This is a genomic window from Halobacteriovorax sp. HFRX-2_2 (genome assembly GCF_043196705.1).
Taxonomy (GTDB): Bacteria; Bdellovibrionota; Bacteriovoracia; order Bacteriovoracales; family Bacteriovoracaceae; genus Halobacteriovorax_A.
In genome coordinates this window covers 850,347-869,197 of record NZ_JBEBMT010000001.1, presented here as the reverse complement: position 1 = coordinate 869,197, position 18,851 = coordinate 850,347, and the positions used below count along the sequence as shown (strand labels likewise).

The window sequence follows — 18,851 nt, the reverse complement described above, 5'->3', positions numbered from 1 at the left end:
ATCATACCGTCTATTTCATGTGATGACGAGAAAGATATGGGTGAACAATTAACGCAACGGCCAAGATACCTAACTCAAAAAGAGCAACAAGAGGAACCCAAAGTCCCATCATTGTAATCACATCAGGAGGAGTCAGCATCGCAGAGACCAGCGCAAAACCAACGTAAACATAGCGTCTCATTTTTGCTAGGGACTGCTTTGTTACAATTCCCATAAAACCGAGAATAAGAAGAACATTTGGTAGTTGAAAAATAAGCCCTAGAAAAACGAGGACCTTGCTTGAAAGAACCAGATAATCCTTTAGGCCAATTGTTGCCTCAACATTTTGTACCCCAAATCCCATTAGTGTTTCAAATGTAAGGGGAAAGACAATGAAGTAGCCAAAGCTTACACCAGTGGCAAAAAGAAAGAGACCAATGATCAGGAAAGGCTTAACGGCCTTCTTTTCATGATCGTAGAGTCCAGGAGAAATAAACTTCCAAACCTGGTAAAACCATAAAGGACAAGAAAGAATAACACTTGAGTAAAATGCTACCTGAAATTGAGAAAGTACCTTATCAAGAAGTCCAAGGTAGACAACCTTGCCCCCACCAGAGTCACCTAAAGCATTTCTAAGAGGCCTTAGCAGAATCTCCTGGATGAGGTCACCATAGGCGTAACAAACCACAAAAGATACTAAAATAATGATTAGTATCTTAATAAGTGCAGAGCGCAACTCTTCTAAATGGTCAATTAATCCCATCTCTTTCAAAACTTACCCTAGTTTTCCATCCATACTTAAAGTAAAATAAATTGATACTAATAATTTAACACAGTTAGAACGAATGAAATACCCATTATTAATTTTTATTGTTAATTTTATGATCACTCTTCCGGCCCAGGCAAAGACGATATTGCTATGTCTAGGACAAGAAGAAAGCTACTATGCTAAGAGGCACGATACGGGGCCACGCTATCACTTAAATCAAATTATGATCAATGAGATCTCTTCTGTTGGTAACCCTCAATTCTCAAAAGGTTATTACAATAAGTTTTGTTCTGATCCAAGTAAGTCACCGACTCTGAAACTTCTAAAGGCCCTGACAACAGGCCAAAGAAATATCTTTGATTTTAAAGAAGAAGACGGTGGGATTGGTGTTCAATATTCCATGTCGACTTATAATGAATTTCGTTTGAAATCGATTAAGATTCTAATGGAGTATCTTGCAAAAATACAGGTGCAAGCAAGTAGCGCAGACTGTCTTGAACAGAATATTCCAGGTCTAAAAGAGTTCTATGCTCGCTATCGTTATCTTGAAGGAGAAGTAAGTCTTTCAACTCTAAAAGGTTCAAAAGAATCCCTACTAAAGATTTATGATTCTCTAGAAAATATTGATGCAATATTAAAGAAGTGTAAAAAAACTAAATAAAGAAAATACTTAACTCAGAGTCCAGCGCCGTTATATGAGAAACAAACTCTTGAGAACTCGCGGCCTCTTCGTCACCAATAATATAAAGGTGGTGTCCAATAAGTCCCTCGATACTAATTCCTCCAAGCTTCTCTGCTAAAGGATAAATATCTTCTAATAGGAATTGATATGGCCTTTTGCCTGCCACCATATCTTTTTTAAAGCCATTGAAAGTCACAGCAGGAATAACTTTTTCCTCGCGACTTGTTTTAAACATTGGAATGATATCTGAAAGACAAGACCCACAACCACCAGCGGCTTTGGATAGGTTTGTAATCGTTAAAGGATCACTTGCTCCCCTTTCAATAAGTGCAGCAACTTCACTGCGACTCACACCAAAGCAACGACACAGCGTATTTTCTGTATCAATGGCCATTAGTTGGTTTGGAGAGAAATAATTTAGTACTTCTCTAAATAAGCTAAAAAGCTCTAGAGACTGGCCTGAATTTTGTGCAAGAGCATCTTCAATTTCAAATAATAATTGTGACTTAGAACTCTTTGCTCGTTCAAGAATATTCATAATGAGCTCTTTTAAAGAGCTATCATCACTTTCAACAAAGTACTCACGCACTTCATTGAGCTTAGAGAATCTAAGCTCAACTCGGCATGGATTAGTAATTTTTAAATCTGGTGCAATTAGGCTCGTATTCACTATTAAGGATGAACCTCATAGCTTCTAAGAGTTAGAATCTCAAAGCCACCTTCTGTAACTAAGATCGTGTGCTCAAATTGCGCCGACCACTTCTTATCTTTTGTCAGAACTGTCCAACCATCTTTAAGAACTTTACAGTCCTTTGTTCCAAGATTGATCATTGGCTCAATTGTAAAAGTCATACCAGGCTTCATCTCTGCGCCCTTACCTCTTTTTCCTACGTGAACAACTTGAGGATCCTCATGGAACTCACGTCCAATACCGTGGCCACAATAATCTTCAACGATACCGTAACCGTGATCGTGTGCGATCTCCATAATTGAAGCACCGATATCACCAATATGGCCACCTGGGCGAACTTGCTTAATCCCTTCCATCATACATTGATAAGTTACATCAACAAGCTTCTTAACTTCATCAGAAACATTACCAACTAGGAAAGTCTTATTAGTATCACCGTGGAATTTATTTAAATATGTTGTGACGTCGATATTTAGAATATCACCATCTTTAAGAACATCTTTTGTACTTGGAATTCCATGACAAACAACTTCATTGAGTGAAGTACAAACTGACTTTGGAAAACCGTGATAATTTAATGGCGATGGATAAGCACCATTTTTAATAATATATTCATGACAAAGAGTATTTAATTCCTCAGTGCTCACACCTGGCTTTACGAATGGTTCAATATACTCAAGAGTTGATGCCGCTAACTTCGACGTAGCTCTCATTAATTCAATTTCGCGTTTCGACTTGATCGATATCATACTTTTCCCTTCGGTTCATTCTAAGTGCTTAAATATACATTCCTTTTAACATAGTTTGACCCACTAAAGAATAGACAAAGTTAAAAATTTTACAATTTACAACACGCTAAGTACCTAAAATGGCATAATGTGGCGAAAGAATTCAGAAATTAGGACTTATCAATGAAACAAATTATCGCCATTTTCCTCTTAACTGTGAACGTACTTTACGCAAACGCACAGAGTAAAGCAGACAATAAATTATTTCATTCGACAATGACTCAGATAAATGAAATTCAAGAAAGAATAAATGACACAAACTATGATCCATCAAAGCTAGGTTACAATATTCGTGAACTTGAGAAACTAATCAATGCAAGTAATGATCTTGTGAGTGTGACAGAAAACTATAGTCGATTAATCTATCGACAATCTGTTGATAAAAAACCAATCCGAGGTGCAGACTTATCAATTATTGGTAACCTCATGAATACAGCTGCACTAATCATGGAAAAATCCAGCCTTTATACGATAAAGGACTTAAGTAATGCCCGTTCATACTCAGAGCTTGAGTTTGCCCAAATCAAGGTAACAAACCTACTTGCAAAACTTAATTACGTGAATCTCTACTTAGTGACTCACGATATTTTTTACAAGAATAAAACGATCAAAGAAGTGACAAAAGAGATCATTAAAGTTCTCGACAACGAAAAACAAGTTGAGATTCTTAAGCAGTTCACAAAGATTGCAAAGAGTAAAAAATTCAATGAAGAACTACAATCAGATCTAAGAAACTTTCTAGAATATCATTACTACTACCTTAAGTTGTTAAATCCTGATCTAACAAGAGGTGTCGTTCTTGTTGAAAAGTTTCAGATCGAAAAACACCTACTTGATAAAAGACTTCCAGTTATTGAGTTCTATAGCATTGGTGATTGGTTTGTTGAGATCTTCAATCGTACGACAAATTTCATCTCAGGACTATTTGGAAACCTTGTTGGTAAACTACGTTTTCGCCATGGTCATATGTATGATAACGAGAGAGCTTTTGACTACCTTGAGACAGTACTAAGGCCACTGGATATTATTGCAGAAAAAACACCTTTTGCAGCAACAGACTTCTTTATCCCTGGTCACTTTGGTCATATCGCCATCTACCTTGGTACAGAAGAAAAACTAAAGCTTGCAGGACTATGGAATACTCCATTCATTAAGAAGTATCATAAAGAGATTCGCCGAGGCAAAACAATTGTCGAGTCCATTCGTCCAGGTAGTCGCCTTGTGTCTCTTGAAGACTTTTTAGAGATTGATGAGATCACAATTATTCGTGAAAAGGGAATCCTAGAAAATAAGTGGGATCGTGAGATGGTGACAAAGGTTGCACTTGAGCAACTTGGTAAGAAGTATGACTTTAACTTTGATGTCACAACTCTTGATAAGGTTGTATGCTCAGAGGTTCCCTACCATGCTTATGGACACAAGAGGTGGCCAACAAGTTATATCCTAGGAAGAAATACAATTTCTCCAGACGAGATTATCGAGAATGCTTATCGTAAAGGATCGGGCATTGAATTTGTTGCCTCAATTAAGGCCAACAGAAAGCATGAGCTGTTCAGTATAAGTAAAAAAGAAATGGGAGATAATCTAGATTTTGACTACGATGAATCAAGAGATATGTTCAAAAAGAAAATCAAAGCATGTCGCTTAATTAAAGTTGTTGATCATGATCAGCGCTCAACGATAAATGGTCGATATCGCACATATAAAAAGTGTAAAACGATCAAGAAAGACTTAATTTATAGCGCCTTCTAGCAAAGAAAAGAAAAAGTTGCTAGATTAAGGGTATGAACTATTACTTCTATCGACCAGAAATTTCGAGCTATCAAGGAGAGGCCTTTCGCGTTAAAGAAAGGCAGTCACTAGGGCAACTTGGTATCAAGTGCGTGGACACCCCTATTGAGATTCCAGATGGTGAAAGTGTTATTGTTATCTCAACAAGCTACACAGATAACGAAAGTATCGTAAGTTCACTTAAGCACGCAAATATAGCTCTATGGATTCACCCAAATTCTGGCTATGATAATTTCTCACTTGAATTTGTGAAAAACGCGAAATTCCCTATCGTTTTAGGAAATGAGATCAGAGCAAATGCCGTGGCCCAATTCTATCTGCAGGCCCTCTTAAATCATCAAGGAAATATTCCAAAGCGCCAGCAATGGGATCAGGCAAGAAGTTATAATAGAAAACTTCTTCACACTAAAAAAACTCTTATTATTGGCCGTGGCCCAATTGGCGCAAGACTAGGTAATGCTCTTGAAACACTAAATGTCAGTGTTAGCTACTATGACCCATACCAAAATAAGCAACAAAATACTAAGTACTTAAAAGAAGAACTGGCCAACGCTGATATTATCATCATGGCCTGTTCTCTAAATAAGACATCACATCACATTCTCAATGAAGATATATTTACACTCTTAAAAGATGATGTACTTATCATGAATGCTGCAAGAGGCAAGCTTATCGACCAGCAGGCCCTCGTAAACTTCTTAAGTAAGAATAAGAATGCCCATGCAATTATTGATGTCTTTGAAAAAGAGCCAATTGACTTTAATGAATTCAAACACCTTTCTAATATAACTCTCAGCTCACATATTGCGGGAGTGTATGAGGGAATTAACGATGCTATTATAAAGTTTGAAAAGCGTGTTGTTAGAGACTACCTTCACGACCAAGAGCTTGACCTTTATAAAACAGCACTCCTAAGCTCTCGTGTTAAGGGTGATTTTTTAATCTAAAATTAAGGACTATATATGACTAAAACAAATGAAACATTATTAAATGATTATCTATGCCCTCCAGGTTTTGGAGTATTTACAGTAAATACGGCCAAGGAAAGAAAAGATAAGCTAACTAAAGTTCTCTATAACACAACAGAAGATCAAGATATCAGAACAGCTTGGACGAATGAACTTTCTAAGCTTGCAGATGTAAACGGTTGCGCTATCTTAGGAGTTGCCTCTGACTGCGGAGGAGGAATTCAAAGAGGTGCAAACTGGGGCCCATTATTTCTTAGAAATACACTAATTGAAGAACATCTTGAAGTATATAAACAGTGTTTTGACCTAGGTGACATTAGGGTAATCCCTCACCTATTACACGATAAGTATTTAAATGATGAAACAATAAAAAGTGCTCAAAATGCACTATATGGGGGAAAGCAGCTAAGTGTTTCACCCCTTAGCATTGCAAAGGCCAGCGTTGATGAAGTTTTCAAAAATAACAAAGATTTAAAAATCTTTAGTATTGGAGGAGACCACTCTGTAAGCTTTCCACTAGTTAAGGCCTGGATCAATAATCGCAGATCGCTTGGTAAGAAAGTTGGTCTTATCCACTTTGATGCACACACAGACCTTTTAAGAGAAAGACTTGGTATTGATTACTGTTTCGGTTCATGGCTAACACATGTATTAGATGATCTTGAAACTCCTAAGCATTGTTATCAATTTGGAATTCGCTCAACAGGTAAATCAAAAGAGCACTGGGAAAGTGAATTTGGCCTAAATCAGTATTGGGCAAAAGATGTAAAAGAAATTGGTGCAAAAGAATTGGCCCTTAAAACAATTGAAGAACTTAAGGAAGAAGGAATCGAAGAAATCTATATCAGTTTTGATATTGATGCCCTTGATGAAAGTGTTGCGAGTGCAACAGGAACACCTGAACCAGAGGGACTAATGCCACATGAGTGTGCTACAATGATTAAAGAGTTTACTAACGCCTTTAAACTAACTGGTGCAGATATGGTTGAAATTGCTCCACTAGTAGGTCTAAGCGAAGAAGGCTCTCGTACAACACTTGAAGTAGGAGCAGCAATGAGCGCTCTTATGATGGAGGCCATGATTAGTGCCAATAATTGAGTTTCCCCCAGTCGAGATCGCAGATGAGCAAGGGCTACTAGCAATTGGTGGAGACCTCCACCATGACTCTCTCCTATTGGCCTATCAAAGTGGAATCTTCCCTTGGCCAATTTCTCAAGAGTACCCCCTTGCTTGGTTTTCACCTCCACAAAGAGGAGTGATTCGATTTGACGACATTCAAGTAAGTCGCTCCCTAGCTAAATTTGTCAAAAAGAGTGGCTGGACAATATCATTCAATCAAGGCTTTCTAGAAGTCATCAGACAATGCCAAGAAGTTCACTCTGGATCTTCAGAAGGAACATGGATTACCGATGAAATTATTGAAGGTTATTTTAATTTATTCCATCAAGACTTGGCCTATAGTGTAGAGGTTAAAGACGAGAAGGACCAACTTATTGGCGGGCTCTACGGAGTAAGCATGGGACATTTCCTAAGTGGTGAGTCCATGTTCTATAAAGAGTCTAATGCTTCAAAAGTTGCCCTACTAGCTATTCTTTCAGTAGTTAAAAGAAACCAGATCCCATTTCTTGATACTCAAATGGTTACACCTATTACTAAATCATTTGGAGCTATTGAATTAGATCGTAGTATCTTTATTAGCGAAATTGGACAATTATTTACTCAAACACCTATCGAATTTCCGAATACTAAAATACCTGTTAAAGATCTACTTAAGTCTTTTTAATTTTAAATATAATGCGGCCCTCTTAAAAAAGATCGCAATACGCCAGCGGCTTTGATAAATATTTTTAGATAGAATCATTTTACAATTTCCTCTTCACTAATCCCTAAAGCATTCCATTCACATGCAATTTGTGAAAGAGCGAATTTCTTTAGTCTCTTTGAGAAGTATTTTAAATTTGCCATTGTCGGCGATATCAAGTGAAAGCGATCGATCACACCATCTTCTTTAAGATATGAAATAATTGAAACTTCACCAGAAGATACTTGTGTTGTCGCAAGGAATATCCCAGTTTTAAGCGAGTCAGGCTTTAGCTCAACTCCTTTTCTAATAATAGGATATTCTTCACAGATTTTAATAATATTTGAATAGGTATTCTTTAATTCTTTTAAACGAATCAAAAGGAGTTCGTAGGTTGATCCATTAAGGGCAAGGAACTCGGTATTTGTAAGGTCACTATATTCGTAGAAAGGTTCATACTTCTTACTATTATAGTGATAACCGTAGCTTTGCAGAGGCATCGATTTAAGTGAAAAATCGAGGGCCCCAAGATTTGAATGAAAGTAGCTTTCTAAATTTAAAAAGTACTTATTCCCCTCTATCGTCTGAATGATATCATTGATAATGTCCTGATAATCATGAATACGATCTCTAATATCGTAAACCCATTTGCGATCTTCAGAATTAATTAGCCTACTAAGCTCGTCTTTCGTTTGAATCTCTGAAAGATTAGTTAAATTACTTAGGGTCTCAAATTGATAATTTAAAATTTGATATAACTCAGTAAAAGACGAAAGGTTGAAAACCTTTTCTAAGCACTTTAAATTTTCAAGCGCACAAAGAATTTCATAAATGAACATACGGTGAATTTTTACGGAGCTACTTGTCTCTAGGTTTCCAACGTATTCACTTAACTCAAGGCTTAACAGAGATGTAATATTCTTTAGTGGTAAATTTGATTTTAATAGCAAAGAGATGGCCTCATCAAGACTCTTTCCCTCAATTTGCTTTTCTAAAGACTCAGACTTACTAAAGTCAAAATCAAAGAAACTATCACTAATGCGGTTTTCATCGATATTAAAACGAATAACCGAACTTGAAAGTGGATTATTAAACTTTTTAACCGGAACTTCGATTTCTTCACCAGTCACCTTAAGGGGCGAAAGGTACGTCTTACATAAAGAATCTTCAAGGTTATCTTTTTCTAAGTGATACTTCCCCGCAGGTGTAACAACCTCATATTGAATACGATCTTCTTTTCGATAGAAGTGAACACCAAAATTTCGATTAACTTCGGCCTCAAACCAAGTCATTGACTCAAATAAATGAGCAAATGAAAGCGCAGTTTGTCCATAGCCCAATGAAAGGGCGTAGAAGTGTCTTTTATGATCATTTAAATTTTGAAATTGATAGATAAGTAAAAAGCGTGCGTTTAAAAGATTATACTTTTCCTTGAGCTCACCTGCATTTAAGAGATCAAGACATGTCAGGCCAGAGAAAACTATATGCTGATCATCAAAGTGAGAAAGCATAAGCATTGAAAGCTCTGCTTTTGATTTTACCTGAATTTTGTTCGTGATATCAAAAATATTCATCTATTTAATTTTCCAATTACTTTAAATTAAATCTTACGTCGTATGGAAAGATTGGGCCAACTTCTTTATCTGGAGCACAACTTTGTTTCTTACCATTTGACCACACCCAATTATATATCTTTTGATTGAATGTGTCTGCACCACTATCGTATTCAATATAGCGATAGTATGGGGCCCCAGAGTTAGCAGCACTAGATAATAATGTGATTGCTGCAGGAAATGAAGCGGCAATTTCTCGGTCGCGACAGCCACCAATTAATTTTCTTTGATCGACAACAAATTTACCTTTGCTATCTCTCACATTGCGCACCCATGTCTTTAAACGACAGTCAAAATAGTAACCTGTTTGGACTGCATTTTCAAAGGCCGTCAAATACTCTAACTTCCAATGCTTATCCTTTTCTTTTTGAATATTGAAAGGACGCACATACTTTCGACATAGACTAAAACGATCCAGGTGATTGCGATAGAATTCAATAAATCGTTGAGAGATCCCTTCTTCTTTTCTGAAAATCACGAGGGCGTCATCATACACCTTACGACATGACGTTTTTAATGTTTGCAGTTCACTATTTGAAAACAAGTGGCCTGAGTTGATAACATATTTAAGGGCACGATTAGGCAGAATTGGAGATTCTAAACGATAGGCCCCCTTAAGCTTTCTTCCCACATCATTGCGACCCATTGAGTTTTCAATAAAGGCCTTCGCATACTTCCAGTCCACATATTTCTTTAAGGTATTTAGCCCTTGGACTTCTTGAAGAGACTCATCAAGCATACTCTTTGCAATTAGAATAACCTCTGAATTCCAGTCATCATTTAAGTCGCAAAGTCCTGTTAAACAAGACTTTAAAATATAGCCACCAATGATTTGAACTTGAATGGTTTCTTCACGTGGAAAACTACCATCAACAAGGTATTTTAAATCACCAAAGACGGCCACTCGCTGAGGCTTTCCATCGCGTCCTAGAAGTCTTGGAATAACGGCCCAAGAAAAATTTGGAGTTGATACGTTTGATGTGTAATCATTCCAAATATCTTTTTCTTTACAAAATTTACGTTCTTTAAAAATTCGCCCACTAACTAAATCAAGTTCGAAGTGAACTTCGCTATCACGGGGCGTTGTAATAAAAACATCCACAAGCTTAGTGCGCATATCCATACGTGGTGCAAAGTCGAAAAATAAATGCGGAACAACCCTGCCCTCATAAGTAAGATAATTAAAATTACCTTCTCCAGAGAACCAAGCCGGCTTAACTTGAGAAGTCGGAAGGACAATTTTTTTTGTTGCACAACCTACAATGAAAATTGCAAGTAAAAGAAAAATGAATTTAGTAGTTTTTTTGAATTGACAAATATACACGTTATAGTCCAAAATCGTTAAACACAAATAGCGGTTCGGTGTTGGAATTGGTAGACAATCTGGATTTAAAATCCAGTGGGGGCAACCCCGTGCGGGTTCAAGTCCCGCCCGAACCACCATTTCCTTTTCTTAATTATCAACGGATACATTTATTTAATCAAGGACTTAGACTGATTCAGTCCGTTTTTTTGAAACGCGATGCAAAATAGTAAATTAAGCAGCTTTCTTAGAGTCGTCGTTATTGTTGAGGATTTCAATCATACGCTCTCCAATAACTTCCATGATCGAGTCCGAAACAGACTCAAAGCGCATTCCAAAGCCTCTAGGACGATTCTTTGATGCTCTCATGATAGTGAAATCAACTGCGAGTGCGCGGCCAAATAGGCCCTCAGAGATATAGATCGTTCCACGAGTATTTTTGTCAAATTCTTTCTCAAATTTCGTCACTTCAACAAATCCTCCACTAAGGGAAAGATTTGTCAGGTAGCCCTTATAGTCTTTTTGAACTCCTACAAGTGAGAATGAGACAAGTTCTTGAAGATCAACTCGGTACTCAGTTCTTTCGATTTGATATTTATTATTTTCTGGATTTTCTTTATCCTCTGAAACTAATTGTGCTTGCGTATTAAGCTCAAGGCAATCTTTGGCAGCAACCCAAGGTGCACCGGCCTTCTTCTTAACAAGTGTTTCAGAAGTAATAATATTCTTTTCTAAATCAACTAGCATTTCATCAAAACGTAAAGGCCCAACTACCCCGGCCCCCGTATCATATTGCCATGACTTCTTATTTGAGATTTCAAAAGACTTACCATTTTTAAGTCCTTCAATATTTAGTCGATCAAGTTCTAGGTCATCAACTTGAGCACGCGTCGCAATTTCAAGTCCACCACTTGAGATATCAAACTCTCCAGTCGCTTCTTCACTTAAATCAATCTCAACAGTACGATCCTCATCTTCTAAGACAAGTGAGTCACGTGAAATAAGATTAATCTTAGGGCCAGCATTTGTACTTTCTTTTGGTGGCGTAACATCTTCAATCTTCACTTTTTCATTGACTGCAGAAATGCCGATTTTACTATCAGTATAACTTTTGAAATTTTCTAATTCTTTTTCAGCAACTTCTAGCTTTGCATTTAAGGCCTTTGCCTTTGCAATTACTTTTGAAAGATTCTTTCTTGCAATCTTATTTTCAACGGCGAGATTTTTATATTTGATTTTAAGTGCATTGAATTTTGATTGGTACTCTTGAGAACTTGAATTTCCATCCTCCAACTCACGTGCTGTGGATAGAACTTTTGTGATCTTACGATTAACGTCACTGATAAGATGAGTCTCATCTAAGATTGATTCTAGCTTACCGATAATAACGTCGCTGCGATCACTCCCCGATGAACCAATAAGTTGCGTGATATCTCCAATCCTTTCTTCGACGTTTGAAATCTTTTGACCAAACTCTTCTCGAAGTTGATCTCCGATTGTTGAAACTTCATCTTTTACAATTTTAGAAATTGCACTTAGTAATTCATTATTATGGGTACTCTTAATCTCTAACTCTTCTTTTTTAATACTGTGTCCATCTGGTGCAGATACAGGTTTTTCAAATACATCAGGACTTGGTTTTAAAGCTTCAGTAACAACTCGAGGCAGACTCATCTTAGATAACTCAAGCCACTGAGACTTCTTAACATCAAAACCAAATTGATTAGAAAAAACGACACCCGAGAGCGCTTCAACGTAGAGATCATTAATATCGATCTCTCTAAAAGTCGTGAATGTGTCTGCGATGAAAAGTTTTTTCAATATTTCCTCAACTGTTCTATCTAGTATATCGGTAGGATTTAAACTAAAATTTAATAATATTAGTAGTTTACTCTGTTTTTGTTTACAAACTTCTATTTGAGACATGATAAGGTATTGAATTGTGGAAGAATCAAATAAAAACCAATTAGAAAAAAAAGAAGAAGAATTGGCCAAATTAATTGGCTTTCAGGTGCAAGTTGTTGAAAAAATCGAAGCAGGTTTAAACAAAAAAGAACAAACTTCACCAGATGAACTCTATCTTTGTGGCCTACAAGAAGAGGCCATTAATACTTCCCTCTCAGACTTCTATGAAATTCTACACAGAATCAATGAATTAAATCATGCTAAGGAAATCGTCATCTGTGATATCGGAGCCTCTTACGCAAAGATGGCCTTTGTGGCCAATCACTTCTTTCCAAATATTAGAGTGATTAGTATCGAGCCAGTCAAAGAGCGAATTGATTACGCCTTAAAAATATTAAATAATACGAAGCATATTTTTATTAACGATATCTTTAAAGAAGAATTGATTAAGAACGATAAAATTGATTACTTCTTCCTCTACTTCCCTGTTGGAAAAATACTTGATGAAATCATCCCACAGATCGATGCACCTCTTATCGCCATCGAGTCTCATGGTGAACTTTTAAACCGACTTGGACATAGTTTCTCTCAAAAAAAGAAACTAACTAAACTTGTCTTCCCACGCCATAACCCTCATAGCTACATTTTTTCTCATAAAGAGGAAACGAGCTTATATAAGGCATTTAAAGCACTTCATAATAAAGATGATGACCTTATTATCATCAATGACCAAAGGCCTTGGTTAGCGGATTCAGAAGGCCTAGAGCACTACTTTGACGAAGAAGATAAAATCACTCTTGAACTCAAGTGTCCTCCTCGAACAATCCATTTTAGTGACAACTTAAAAACGATAAAAAGCAGCGAGCTTGATACTAACGTTCAAGAAATCATTTCCATGCGACGTGAAGGTAAACAAATTGATGGGTGCTTTATTCGTAAGATTTTTGTGGATGGGAGTTTTGAATTATCTTCAGGTGAAATAAAAAAGGCACCCTAAGGTGCCTTTAAAATATTTGCTTAGATATTCAGTGGTTTTTTATCAAAAGCATCAAGAGCAGCTTCTTTGAATGCTTCAGAGTAAGTTGGGTGAGCATGACAAATGCGTCCAATATCTTCAGCAGCAGCTCTAAATTCCATTGCAGTCACAGCTTCAGCAATTAAGTCTGCAGCACGTGGACCAACAATGTGAACCCCTAGAATCTCATCAGTTTCTTTACAAGCTAATACTTTTACGAAACCAGCTGATTCATTTGAAGCACGGGCACGTCCACTTGCTTTAAATGGAAACTTACCAGCTTTATAAGGAGTCTTATTTGCTTTTAGTTCTTGTTCAGTTACACCAACAGAAGCAACTTCAGGCCATGTGTAAACAACACCAGGAATTAAGTTGTAGTTGATATGTGGCTTTTGACCAGCGATGATCTCAGCAGCAACAACACCTTCTTCTTCCGCTTTGTGAGCAAGCATTGCACCAGTTGTAACGTCACCGATTGCATAAATATGTGGAACGTTTGTTCTTAAGTGATCGTCAGTGATTACACGTCCACGCTCATCAAGATTTACACCAGCGTTCTCAAGACCAAGATTGTCAGTATATGGACGACGTCCAACTGCCATTAGACAGTAGTCACCTTCTAGCTTGATCTCTTCTTCACTCTTTTTGTTCTTGGCCTTAACAACAACTTTAGCGCCTTTTCTAACGACTTCAGTTACACCGTGTCCAGTATAGAATTCCATACCTTGTTTCTTAAGAACCTTAGTCATCTCTTTTGCACAATCTTTATCCATTGTTGCAAGGATTGAATCTGCGTACTCAACAACAGAAACTTTTGAACCAAGTCTTAAGAATACAGAACCAAGCTCTAGGCCAATAACACCACCACCAATAACAATGAAGTGCTTTGGAAGGGTTTCAAGCTTAAGAGCTTCAGTTGATGTGATGATTCTTTCTTTATCAATTTCAATTCCTGGAATTGTCGCAGGCTTTGAACCTGTTGCAATAATGAAATGCTTTGCTTTAAGAATTTCTTCTTTTTCGCCTTCAACTTTAAGAGTGTGAGCGTCAACAAATGATCCAAAGCCGTGGAAAGTTTCAACTTTATTCTTTCCCATCAGGTATGTGATACCACCTGAAGTATCGGCCACGACACCAGCTACACGCTCGGCCATCTTTTTAATGTCGGCCTTAACTTTTCCAGTTGTGATTCCGTGTGCTTCAAACTCGTGAGTCGCCTCATGAAATTTTTCACTTGAATCAAGCCATGCTTTTGATGGGATACAACCTACGTTTAGGCATGTTCCACCAAGTGTATTATATTTTTCTACGATTGCTACTTTCATTCCAAGTTGTGAACAACGAACAGCACTGATATAACCACCAGGACCTGAACCAATTACAACAACATCAAATTCTTTACTCATAATATTTCCTTAATCTTTTTAAATCTAATTAGATACTCTTAAATATCAAGTAGCATTCTGGCCGGATCTTCTAACATCTCTTTAACCATCTTAAGGAATGTTACTGATTCCTTACCATCGATGATTCTGTGGTCATAAGATAGTGCTAAGTACATTACAGGGTGAATAACAACCTGTCCGTTAACAGCAACTGGTCTTTCAACAATATTGTGCATTCCTAAAATCGCTGATTGAGGAACGTTGATAATTGGAGTTGAAAGCATTGAACCAAAAACACCACCGTTAGTGATTGTGAAAGTTCCGCCAGTCATTTCGTCCACTGTAAGCTTTCCATCACGCCCTTTAAGAGCAAGTCTTCTTACTTCTTTTTCAATTTGAGCAAGACTTAAGCTTTCTGCATTTCTGATAACTGGAACAACTAGACCTTTTGGAGTCGATACTGCGATACCAACATCTGCATAGTCGTGATAGATGATATTCTCACCATCAATTTGTGCGTTAACACCTTTGATTTCCATAAGAGCTTTCGTACATGCTTTTGTAAAGAAAGACATGAAACCAAGTCCGATATCGTGCTTATCTTTAAAAGCATCTTTATACTTCTTACGAAGCTCCATAACGTTATACATATCAACTTCATTAAAAGTTGTTAGCATTGCCGTTGTATTCTTTGCTTCCACAAGACGCTTAGCGATTGTCTTACGGATACGCTTCATTTTTACTTCTTCTTTTGCTCTACTTGCACCACCCACTGGAACTTGAGTTTCAATTGTAGGAGCAGGAGCTGCCTTTGCTGCTGGAGCCGCTTTTGAAGCAGCACTTGCATTCATCGCATCAGCTTTCGTGATTCTTCCATCTTTTCCACTTCCTGCAACAGCACTAGCTGCGACACCTTTTTCAGCAAGAATTTTTGCGGCCGCTGGAGATGGATAATTCTTATCTCCACCTGCTGCTGGAGCGCTTGCTGGTGTACTTGGAGTTTCAACTGCAGTTGGAGCTTCGTCACTTGATGCTTGAGCTGGAGCCGCTGCAGAAGTATCTAGTTCCGCAACTACTGCACCAATTTCAAGTTCAGCACCCTCTTCAGCGATAATTCTAATTACACCACTTTCTTCTGCTGGAAGAGGAAGTGTTGCTTTATCTGATTCAACTTCAACTAGTTCATCACCTTCACTAACATAGTCACCGTCAGCTACTAGCCACTCTCCTAGAGCAACTTCTGTAATTGATTCACCAATTGGTGGAATAGTAATTTTTACGATTGCCATTTTTTATCCTTATTTATTTTTTAGCTAAAAGCTTTCTCTACAATTGTTTCTTGTTCTTTAAGGTGTACTGAAGCGTATCCAGTCGCCGGTGAAGCCGAAGCTTTTCTTGATACACAGTCAATATCTCTGAAAGTATCACGCCAACGATTTAGATGCATCCAAGCTCCCATATTTGAAGGCTCTTCCTGTACCCAACGATGAGTTGCATTTGGATACTTATCAAGGATTGCCTTAATTTTATCTGTCGGAAGTGGATATAATTGCTCAAGACGAACAACAGCAACATCTTTGCGGTCATTTTCTTGTTGGTACTTTAATAGATCGTAGTAGATCTTACCTGTACAAAGAACTACCTTCTTAACGTCTTTTGGACTTACCCAAGCATCGTCAAAAACTTCTTCAAATTTACCATTTGTAAACTCTTCTACTTTTGACTGACATAGAGGATGTCTTAGAAGTGACTTTGGAGTGAAAACAACTAATGGCTTTCTAAACTCCCACTTAAGCTGGCGTCTAAGCGCGTGGAACATATTTGCTGGAGTTGTAATATTACAAACAACCATATTCTCTTCAGCACATTGCTGTAGAAACCTTTCTGGACGACAAGAAGAGTGCTCTGGCCCTGCTCCTTCATAACCATGAGGAAGAAGCATTACTAAGTTACTCATTCTTCTCCACTTACTTTCTGCTGCTGAAATAAATTGATCAATAACGATTTGAGCACCGTTAGTGAAGTCACCAAATTGTGCTTCCCAAATATTTAGCGCATGTGGAGTTGCCTGAGAATAACCATATTCAAAAGCAAGTACTGCATATTCTGAAAGAAGAGAGTTGTAGATATAGAAGTCACCTTGACCAGTTGTTAGGTGCTCTAGACCACAATATGCTTCATTTGTTTTCTCATCAAAAACTTTTGCGTGACGGTGTGAGAAAGTCCCACGAATAACGTCTTCCCCTGAGAAGCGTACATCATTACCTTCAGTAAGAATTGATCCGTATGCAAATAACTCAGCCAGTGCCCAGTCAATTTGATCACTTTCAAAAGCCGCCTTTCTTTGATCAAGAAGCTTTTGTGCCTTTCTTAAAGTTTTGAAACCTTCAGGAGTTTGAGTGATTGATGAAATAATATTTTCAAGTGTCTTCTTATCAACACTAGTATCTGGTGAACTTGCGAAGTCCTCTAGAGTCGAGAAGCGAACATCTTTCCACTCTCTGTGTGGCCCTGGAACCTTTTTAGGAATAACGTTTTGCTTAACATTATTGAATCGATCAGAAAGAAGACTCTTGTATTCTTCTTGCATCTCTTTGGCCACGGCCTTATCAACAGAACCATGATTAGCAAGTTCTTCGATGTACATTTCACGTGGGTTCTTATGCTTTGAGATCATCCCATAAAGTTCTGGTTGAGTATACTTCGGCTCATCACCTTCATTGTGACCGTGCTTACGGTAGCAAACCATATCAACAAAAACATCACGCTTAAATTTTTGTCTAAACTTAACAGCAAGCTCACAAGCGTAAACAACGTCTTCTGGACAATCACCATTTACGTGAATAACTGGAATATTTAGCATCTTTGCAACTGATGTTGAGTAGTGAGATGAACGAGCATCTGTAAAGTCAGTTGTGAAACCAATTTGGTTATTGATCACAAAGTGAAGAGATCCACCAGTGCGATAACCTGGAAGCTCAGACATTTGAAGAGTTTCATAAACAATTCCTTGTCCCGCAACGGCCGCATCACCGTGAATAACAATTGGAATAATCTTGCTCTCGTCACCTTTATAAGCGATATCAATTTGAGCACGAGCATAACCTGTTGCTACAGGAGATACTGTTTCTAAGTGTGATGGGTTTGGTAGAAGCTTTAAGTAAACTTCGCTATTGTCTTCAGTTTTCGTTACCGAAGTAAATCCCATGTGGTACTTAACATCACCATCACCTTGACCAGCTAATTGCTCAAGAGAGTTCCCTTCAAATTCAGAAAAGATATACTCATAAGTTTTACCTAGAGTATTTGCTAGAATATTAAGGCGTCCACGGTGGGCCATACCGATAATAAATTCTTTGGCCCCTAATCTTGCACCTTCGTTAATGAAAGCATCAAGTCCTGGGATCGTCGACTCTCCACCTTCTAGTGAAAATCTTTTTTGTCCCGTATATTTTGTTTGAAGAAAGTTTTCAAAAACATTTGCTTCATTCAGTTTGTGTAGGATTCTTTTTTTCTTATCAACATTGAAATTCTTATTTAAATAAGTTGTTTCAAATTCTTCTCTAAACCAACGTCTCATTTCAGTATCAGTTGAGTGCATATACTCAACACCGATCTTTCCGCAGTAAAGCTTCATCATGTGGTCCATGATATTTTTAAGAGTCGTTGCTCCAAGGCCAACAAACTCACCACATGTAAATACTTCGTTTAGATCAGCATCTGTAAGATCATAATCTTGAAGTGAAATACGTGCATGACGATCAAGTCTTGGACGAATCGGGTTTGTGTCCGAAAGAAGATGTCCTCTTGATCTGAAAGATTGAATTAGTCTGAATACGTTGAATTCTTTACGTAACTTCTCATCACTTACTTCACCACCGGCACCTGTGCTACCTTTACCGGCACCGAACTCAAAACCTAGAAAAAAGTTGCGCCAACTTTCTTCTACTTCCATCGGGTTTGATTCGTATTGTTCGTAGAGAGAGTCAATGTAAGAAATGTCTGAACTTGATAGTGTTGAAAAGTCGAATTTATCCATTTGATTAAAATCCATTTTACCGCTTTGCGGCTATTACAAAATTAATAATTTAGGCACGTTAATATACCTTATATCTTAACAGTTCGTGAAGTTTTCTTTTTGCACAGGCAAGCTTTGACTAG

At 37.6% G+C, this 18,851-nt stretch carries 15 protein-coding genes and 1 tRNA gene; 7 read left to right on the top strand and 9 right to left on the bottom strand.

The features are described 5' to 3' along the window. Positions 1-10: 10 nt before the first annotated feature. Entirely contained in the window at positions 11-742 is a 732-nt protein-coding gene (tatC, locus tag ABMA79_RS04145; RefSeq protein WP_392858005.1) for a twin-arginine translocase subunit TatC, read from the bottom strand. Positions 743-824: 82 nt separating this feature from the next. On the opposite strand from tatC, the gene ABMA79_RS04140 reads away from it, so the two are divergent. Then, positions 825-1,409, top strand: a complete 585-nt coding sequence (locus ABMA79_RS04140; protein ID WP_392856052.1) for a hypothetical protein — start codon at positions 825-827, stop codon at positions 1,407-1,409. Here ABMA79_RS04140 and ABMA79_RS04135 read toward each other — a convergent pair. Then, positions 1,402-2,100 carry a (2Fe-2S)-binding protein gene (locus ABMA79_RS04135; protein WP_393090532.1) on the bottom strand — a complete coding sequence of 233 codons (699 nt, stop codon included), beginning with the start codon at positions 2,098-2,100 and terminating at the stop codon, positions 1,402-1,404. The two genes, ABMA79_RS04140 and ABMA79_RS04135, sit on opposite strands and share 8 nt — an antisense overlap. Before the next feature lie 2 nt (positions 2,101-2,102). Then, positions 2,103-2,870 (bottom strand): type I methionyl aminopeptidase, encoded by a 768-nt coding sequence (gene map, locus ABMA79_RS04130; protein ID WP_392856057.1) that lies wholly within the window; start codon positions 2,868-2,870, stop codon positions 2,103-2,105. 162 nt (positions 2,871-3,032) lie between these two features. Here map and ABMA79_RS04125 point away from each other — a divergent pair, with 162 nt between their 5' ends. From ABMA79_RS04125 to aat, 4 genes are read left to right on the top strand one after another with little or no spacing between them, the layout of a single operon-like run. Further along, positions 3,033-4,661 (top strand): YiiX/YebB-like N1pC/P60 family cysteine hydrolase, encoded by a 1,629-nt coding sequence (locus ABMA79_RS04125; protein ID WP_393090530.1) that lies wholly within the window; start codon positions 3,033-3,035, stop codon positions 4,659-4,661. Between the two features lie 32 nt (positions 4,662-4,693). Further along, positions 4,694-5,647, top strand: coding sequence for an NAD(P)-dependent oxidoreductase (locus ABMA79_RS04120; protein WP_393090528.1), 954 nt, complete (start codon positions 4,694-4,696; stop codon positions 5,645-5,647). 15 nt (positions 5,648-5,662) lie between these two features. Further along, entirely contained in the window at positions 5,663-6,766 is a 1,104-nt protein-coding gene (locus tag ABMA79_RS04115; protein WP_393090525.1) for an arginase family protein, read from the top strand. Beyond that, entirely contained in the window at positions 6,753-7,451 is a 699-nt protein-coding gene (gene aat / locus ABMA79_RS04110; RefSeq protein WP_393090523.1) for a leucyl/phenylalanyl-tRNA--protein transferase, read from the top strand. The genes ABMA79_RS04115 and aat overlap by 14 nt, the downstream gene beginning before the upstream one ends. Before the next feature lie 74 nt (positions 7,452-7,525). On the opposite strand, the gene ABMA79_RS04105 is transcribed toward aat, so the two are convergent. Continuing rightward, positions 7,526-9,043, bottom strand: a complete 1,518-nt coding sequence (locus tag ABMA79_RS04105) for a hypothetical protein (RefSeq protein ID WP_393090520.1) — start codon at positions 9,041-9,043, stop codon at positions 7,526-7,528. 16 nt (positions 9,044-9,059) lie between these two features. Beyond that, the gene (locus ABMA79_RS04100) at positions 9,060-10,205 is read right to left on the bottom strand and encodes a hypothetical protein (RefSeq protein WP_393090517.1); all 1,146 of its coding nucleotides are present in this window, start codon (positions 10,203-10,205) and stop codon (positions 9,060-9,062) included. Between the two features lie 233 nt (positions 10,206-10,438). Between ABMA79_RS04100 and ABMA79_RS04095 the strand changes: the two genes are divergently transcribed. After that, positions 10,439-10,525, top strand: a tRNA-Leu gene (locus ABMA79_RS04095). A 94-nt stretch (positions 10,526-10,619) separates the two neighbouring features. On the opposite strand, the gene ABMA79_RS04090 is transcribed toward ABMA79_RS04095, so the two are convergent. Continuing rightward, positions 10,620-12,206 carry a PilZ domain-containing protein gene (locus tag ABMA79_RS04090; protein WP_393090514.1) on the bottom strand — a complete coding sequence of 529 codons (1,587 nt, stop codon included), beginning with the start codon at positions 12,204-12,206 and terminating at the stop codon, positions 10,620-10,622. A 121-nt stretch (positions 12,207-12,327) separates the two neighbouring features. Here ABMA79_RS04090 and ABMA79_RS04085 point away from each other — a divergent pair, with 121 nt between their 5' ends. Continuing rightward, the gene (locus ABMA79_RS04085; RefSeq protein ID WP_393090512.1) at positions 12,328-13,287 is read left to right on the top strand and encodes a hypothetical protein; all 960 of its coding nucleotides are present in this window, start codon (positions 12,328-12,330) and stop codon (positions 13,285-13,287) included. 20 nt (positions 13,288-13,307) lie between these two features. Here the strand turns inward: ABMA79_RS04085 and lpdA are convergent, their stop codons facing one another. The 3 genes from lpdA to ABMA79_RS04070 are packed head-to-tail and all read right to left on the bottom strand — an operon-like array spanning position 13,308 to position 18,744. Continuing rightward, the gene (lpdA, locus tag ABMA79_RS04080) at positions 13,308-14,711 is read right to left on the bottom strand and encodes a dihydrolipoyl dehydrogenase (protein ID WP_393090509.1); all 1,404 of its coding nucleotides are present in this window, start codon (positions 14,709-14,711) and stop codon (positions 13,308-13,310) included. A 38-nt stretch (positions 14,712-14,749) separates the two neighbouring features. Beyond that, complete coding sequence (gene odhB, locus ABMA79_RS04075; RefSeq protein WP_393090506.1) at positions 14,750-15,979, bottom strand: 2-oxoglutarate dehydrogenase complex dihydrolipoyllysine-residue succinyltransferase; 1,230 nt, start codon at positions 15,977-15,979, stop codon at positions 14,750-14,752. A gap of 20 nt (positions 15,980-15,999) precedes the next feature. After that, on the bottom strand, positions 16,000-18,744 hold the full coding sequence (locus ABMA79_RS04070; protein WP_393090503.1) for a 2-oxoglutarate dehydrogenase E1 component: 2,745 nt from the start codon (positions 18,742-18,744) through the stop codon (positions 16,000-16,002). Positions 18,745-18,851: the final 107 nt, after the last annotated feature.

Coding starts and splice junctions, on each gene's coding strand:
- ABMA79_RS04120 (WP_393090528.1), top strand. CDS start 4,694: ATGAACTATTACTTCTATCGACCAGAAATTTCGAGCTATCAAGGAGAG.
- lpdA (WP_393090509.1), bottom strand. CDS start 14,711: ATGAGTAAAGAATTTGATGTTGTTGTAATTGGTTCAGGTCCTGGTGGT.
- ABMA79_RS04100 (WP_393090517.1), bottom strand. CDS start 10,205: ATGGATATGCGCACTAAGCTTGTGGATGTTTTTATTACAACGCCCCGT.
- ABMA79_RS04115 (WP_393090525.1), top strand. CDS start 5,663: ATGACTAAAACAAATGAAACATTATTAAATGATTATCTATGCCCTCCA.
- ABMA79_RS04105 (WP_393090520.1), bottom strand. CDS start 9,043: ATGAATATTTTTGATATCACGAACAAAATTCAGGTAAAATCAAAAGCA.
- ABMA79_RS04140 (WP_392856052.1), top strand. CDS start 825: ATGAAATACCCATTATTAATTTTTATTGTTAATTTTATGATCACTCTT.
- map (WP_392856057.1), bottom strand. CDS start 2,870: ATGATATCGATCAAGTCGAAACGCGAAATTGAATTAATGAGAGCTACG.
- tatC (WP_392858005.1), bottom strand. CDS start 742: ATGGGATTAATTGACCATTTAGAAGAGTTGCGCTCTGCACTTATTAAG.
- ABMA79_RS04070 (WP_393090503.1), bottom strand. CDS start 18,744: ATGGATTTTAATCAAATGGATAAATTCGACTTTTCAACACTATCAAGT.
- ABMA79_RS04125 (WP_393090530.1), top strand. CDS start 3,033: ATGAAACAAATTATCGCCATTTTCCTCTTAACTGTGAACGTACTTTAC.
- odhB (WP_393090506.1), bottom strand. CDS start 15,979: ATGGCAATCGTAAAAATTACTATTCCACCAATTGGTGAATCAATTACA.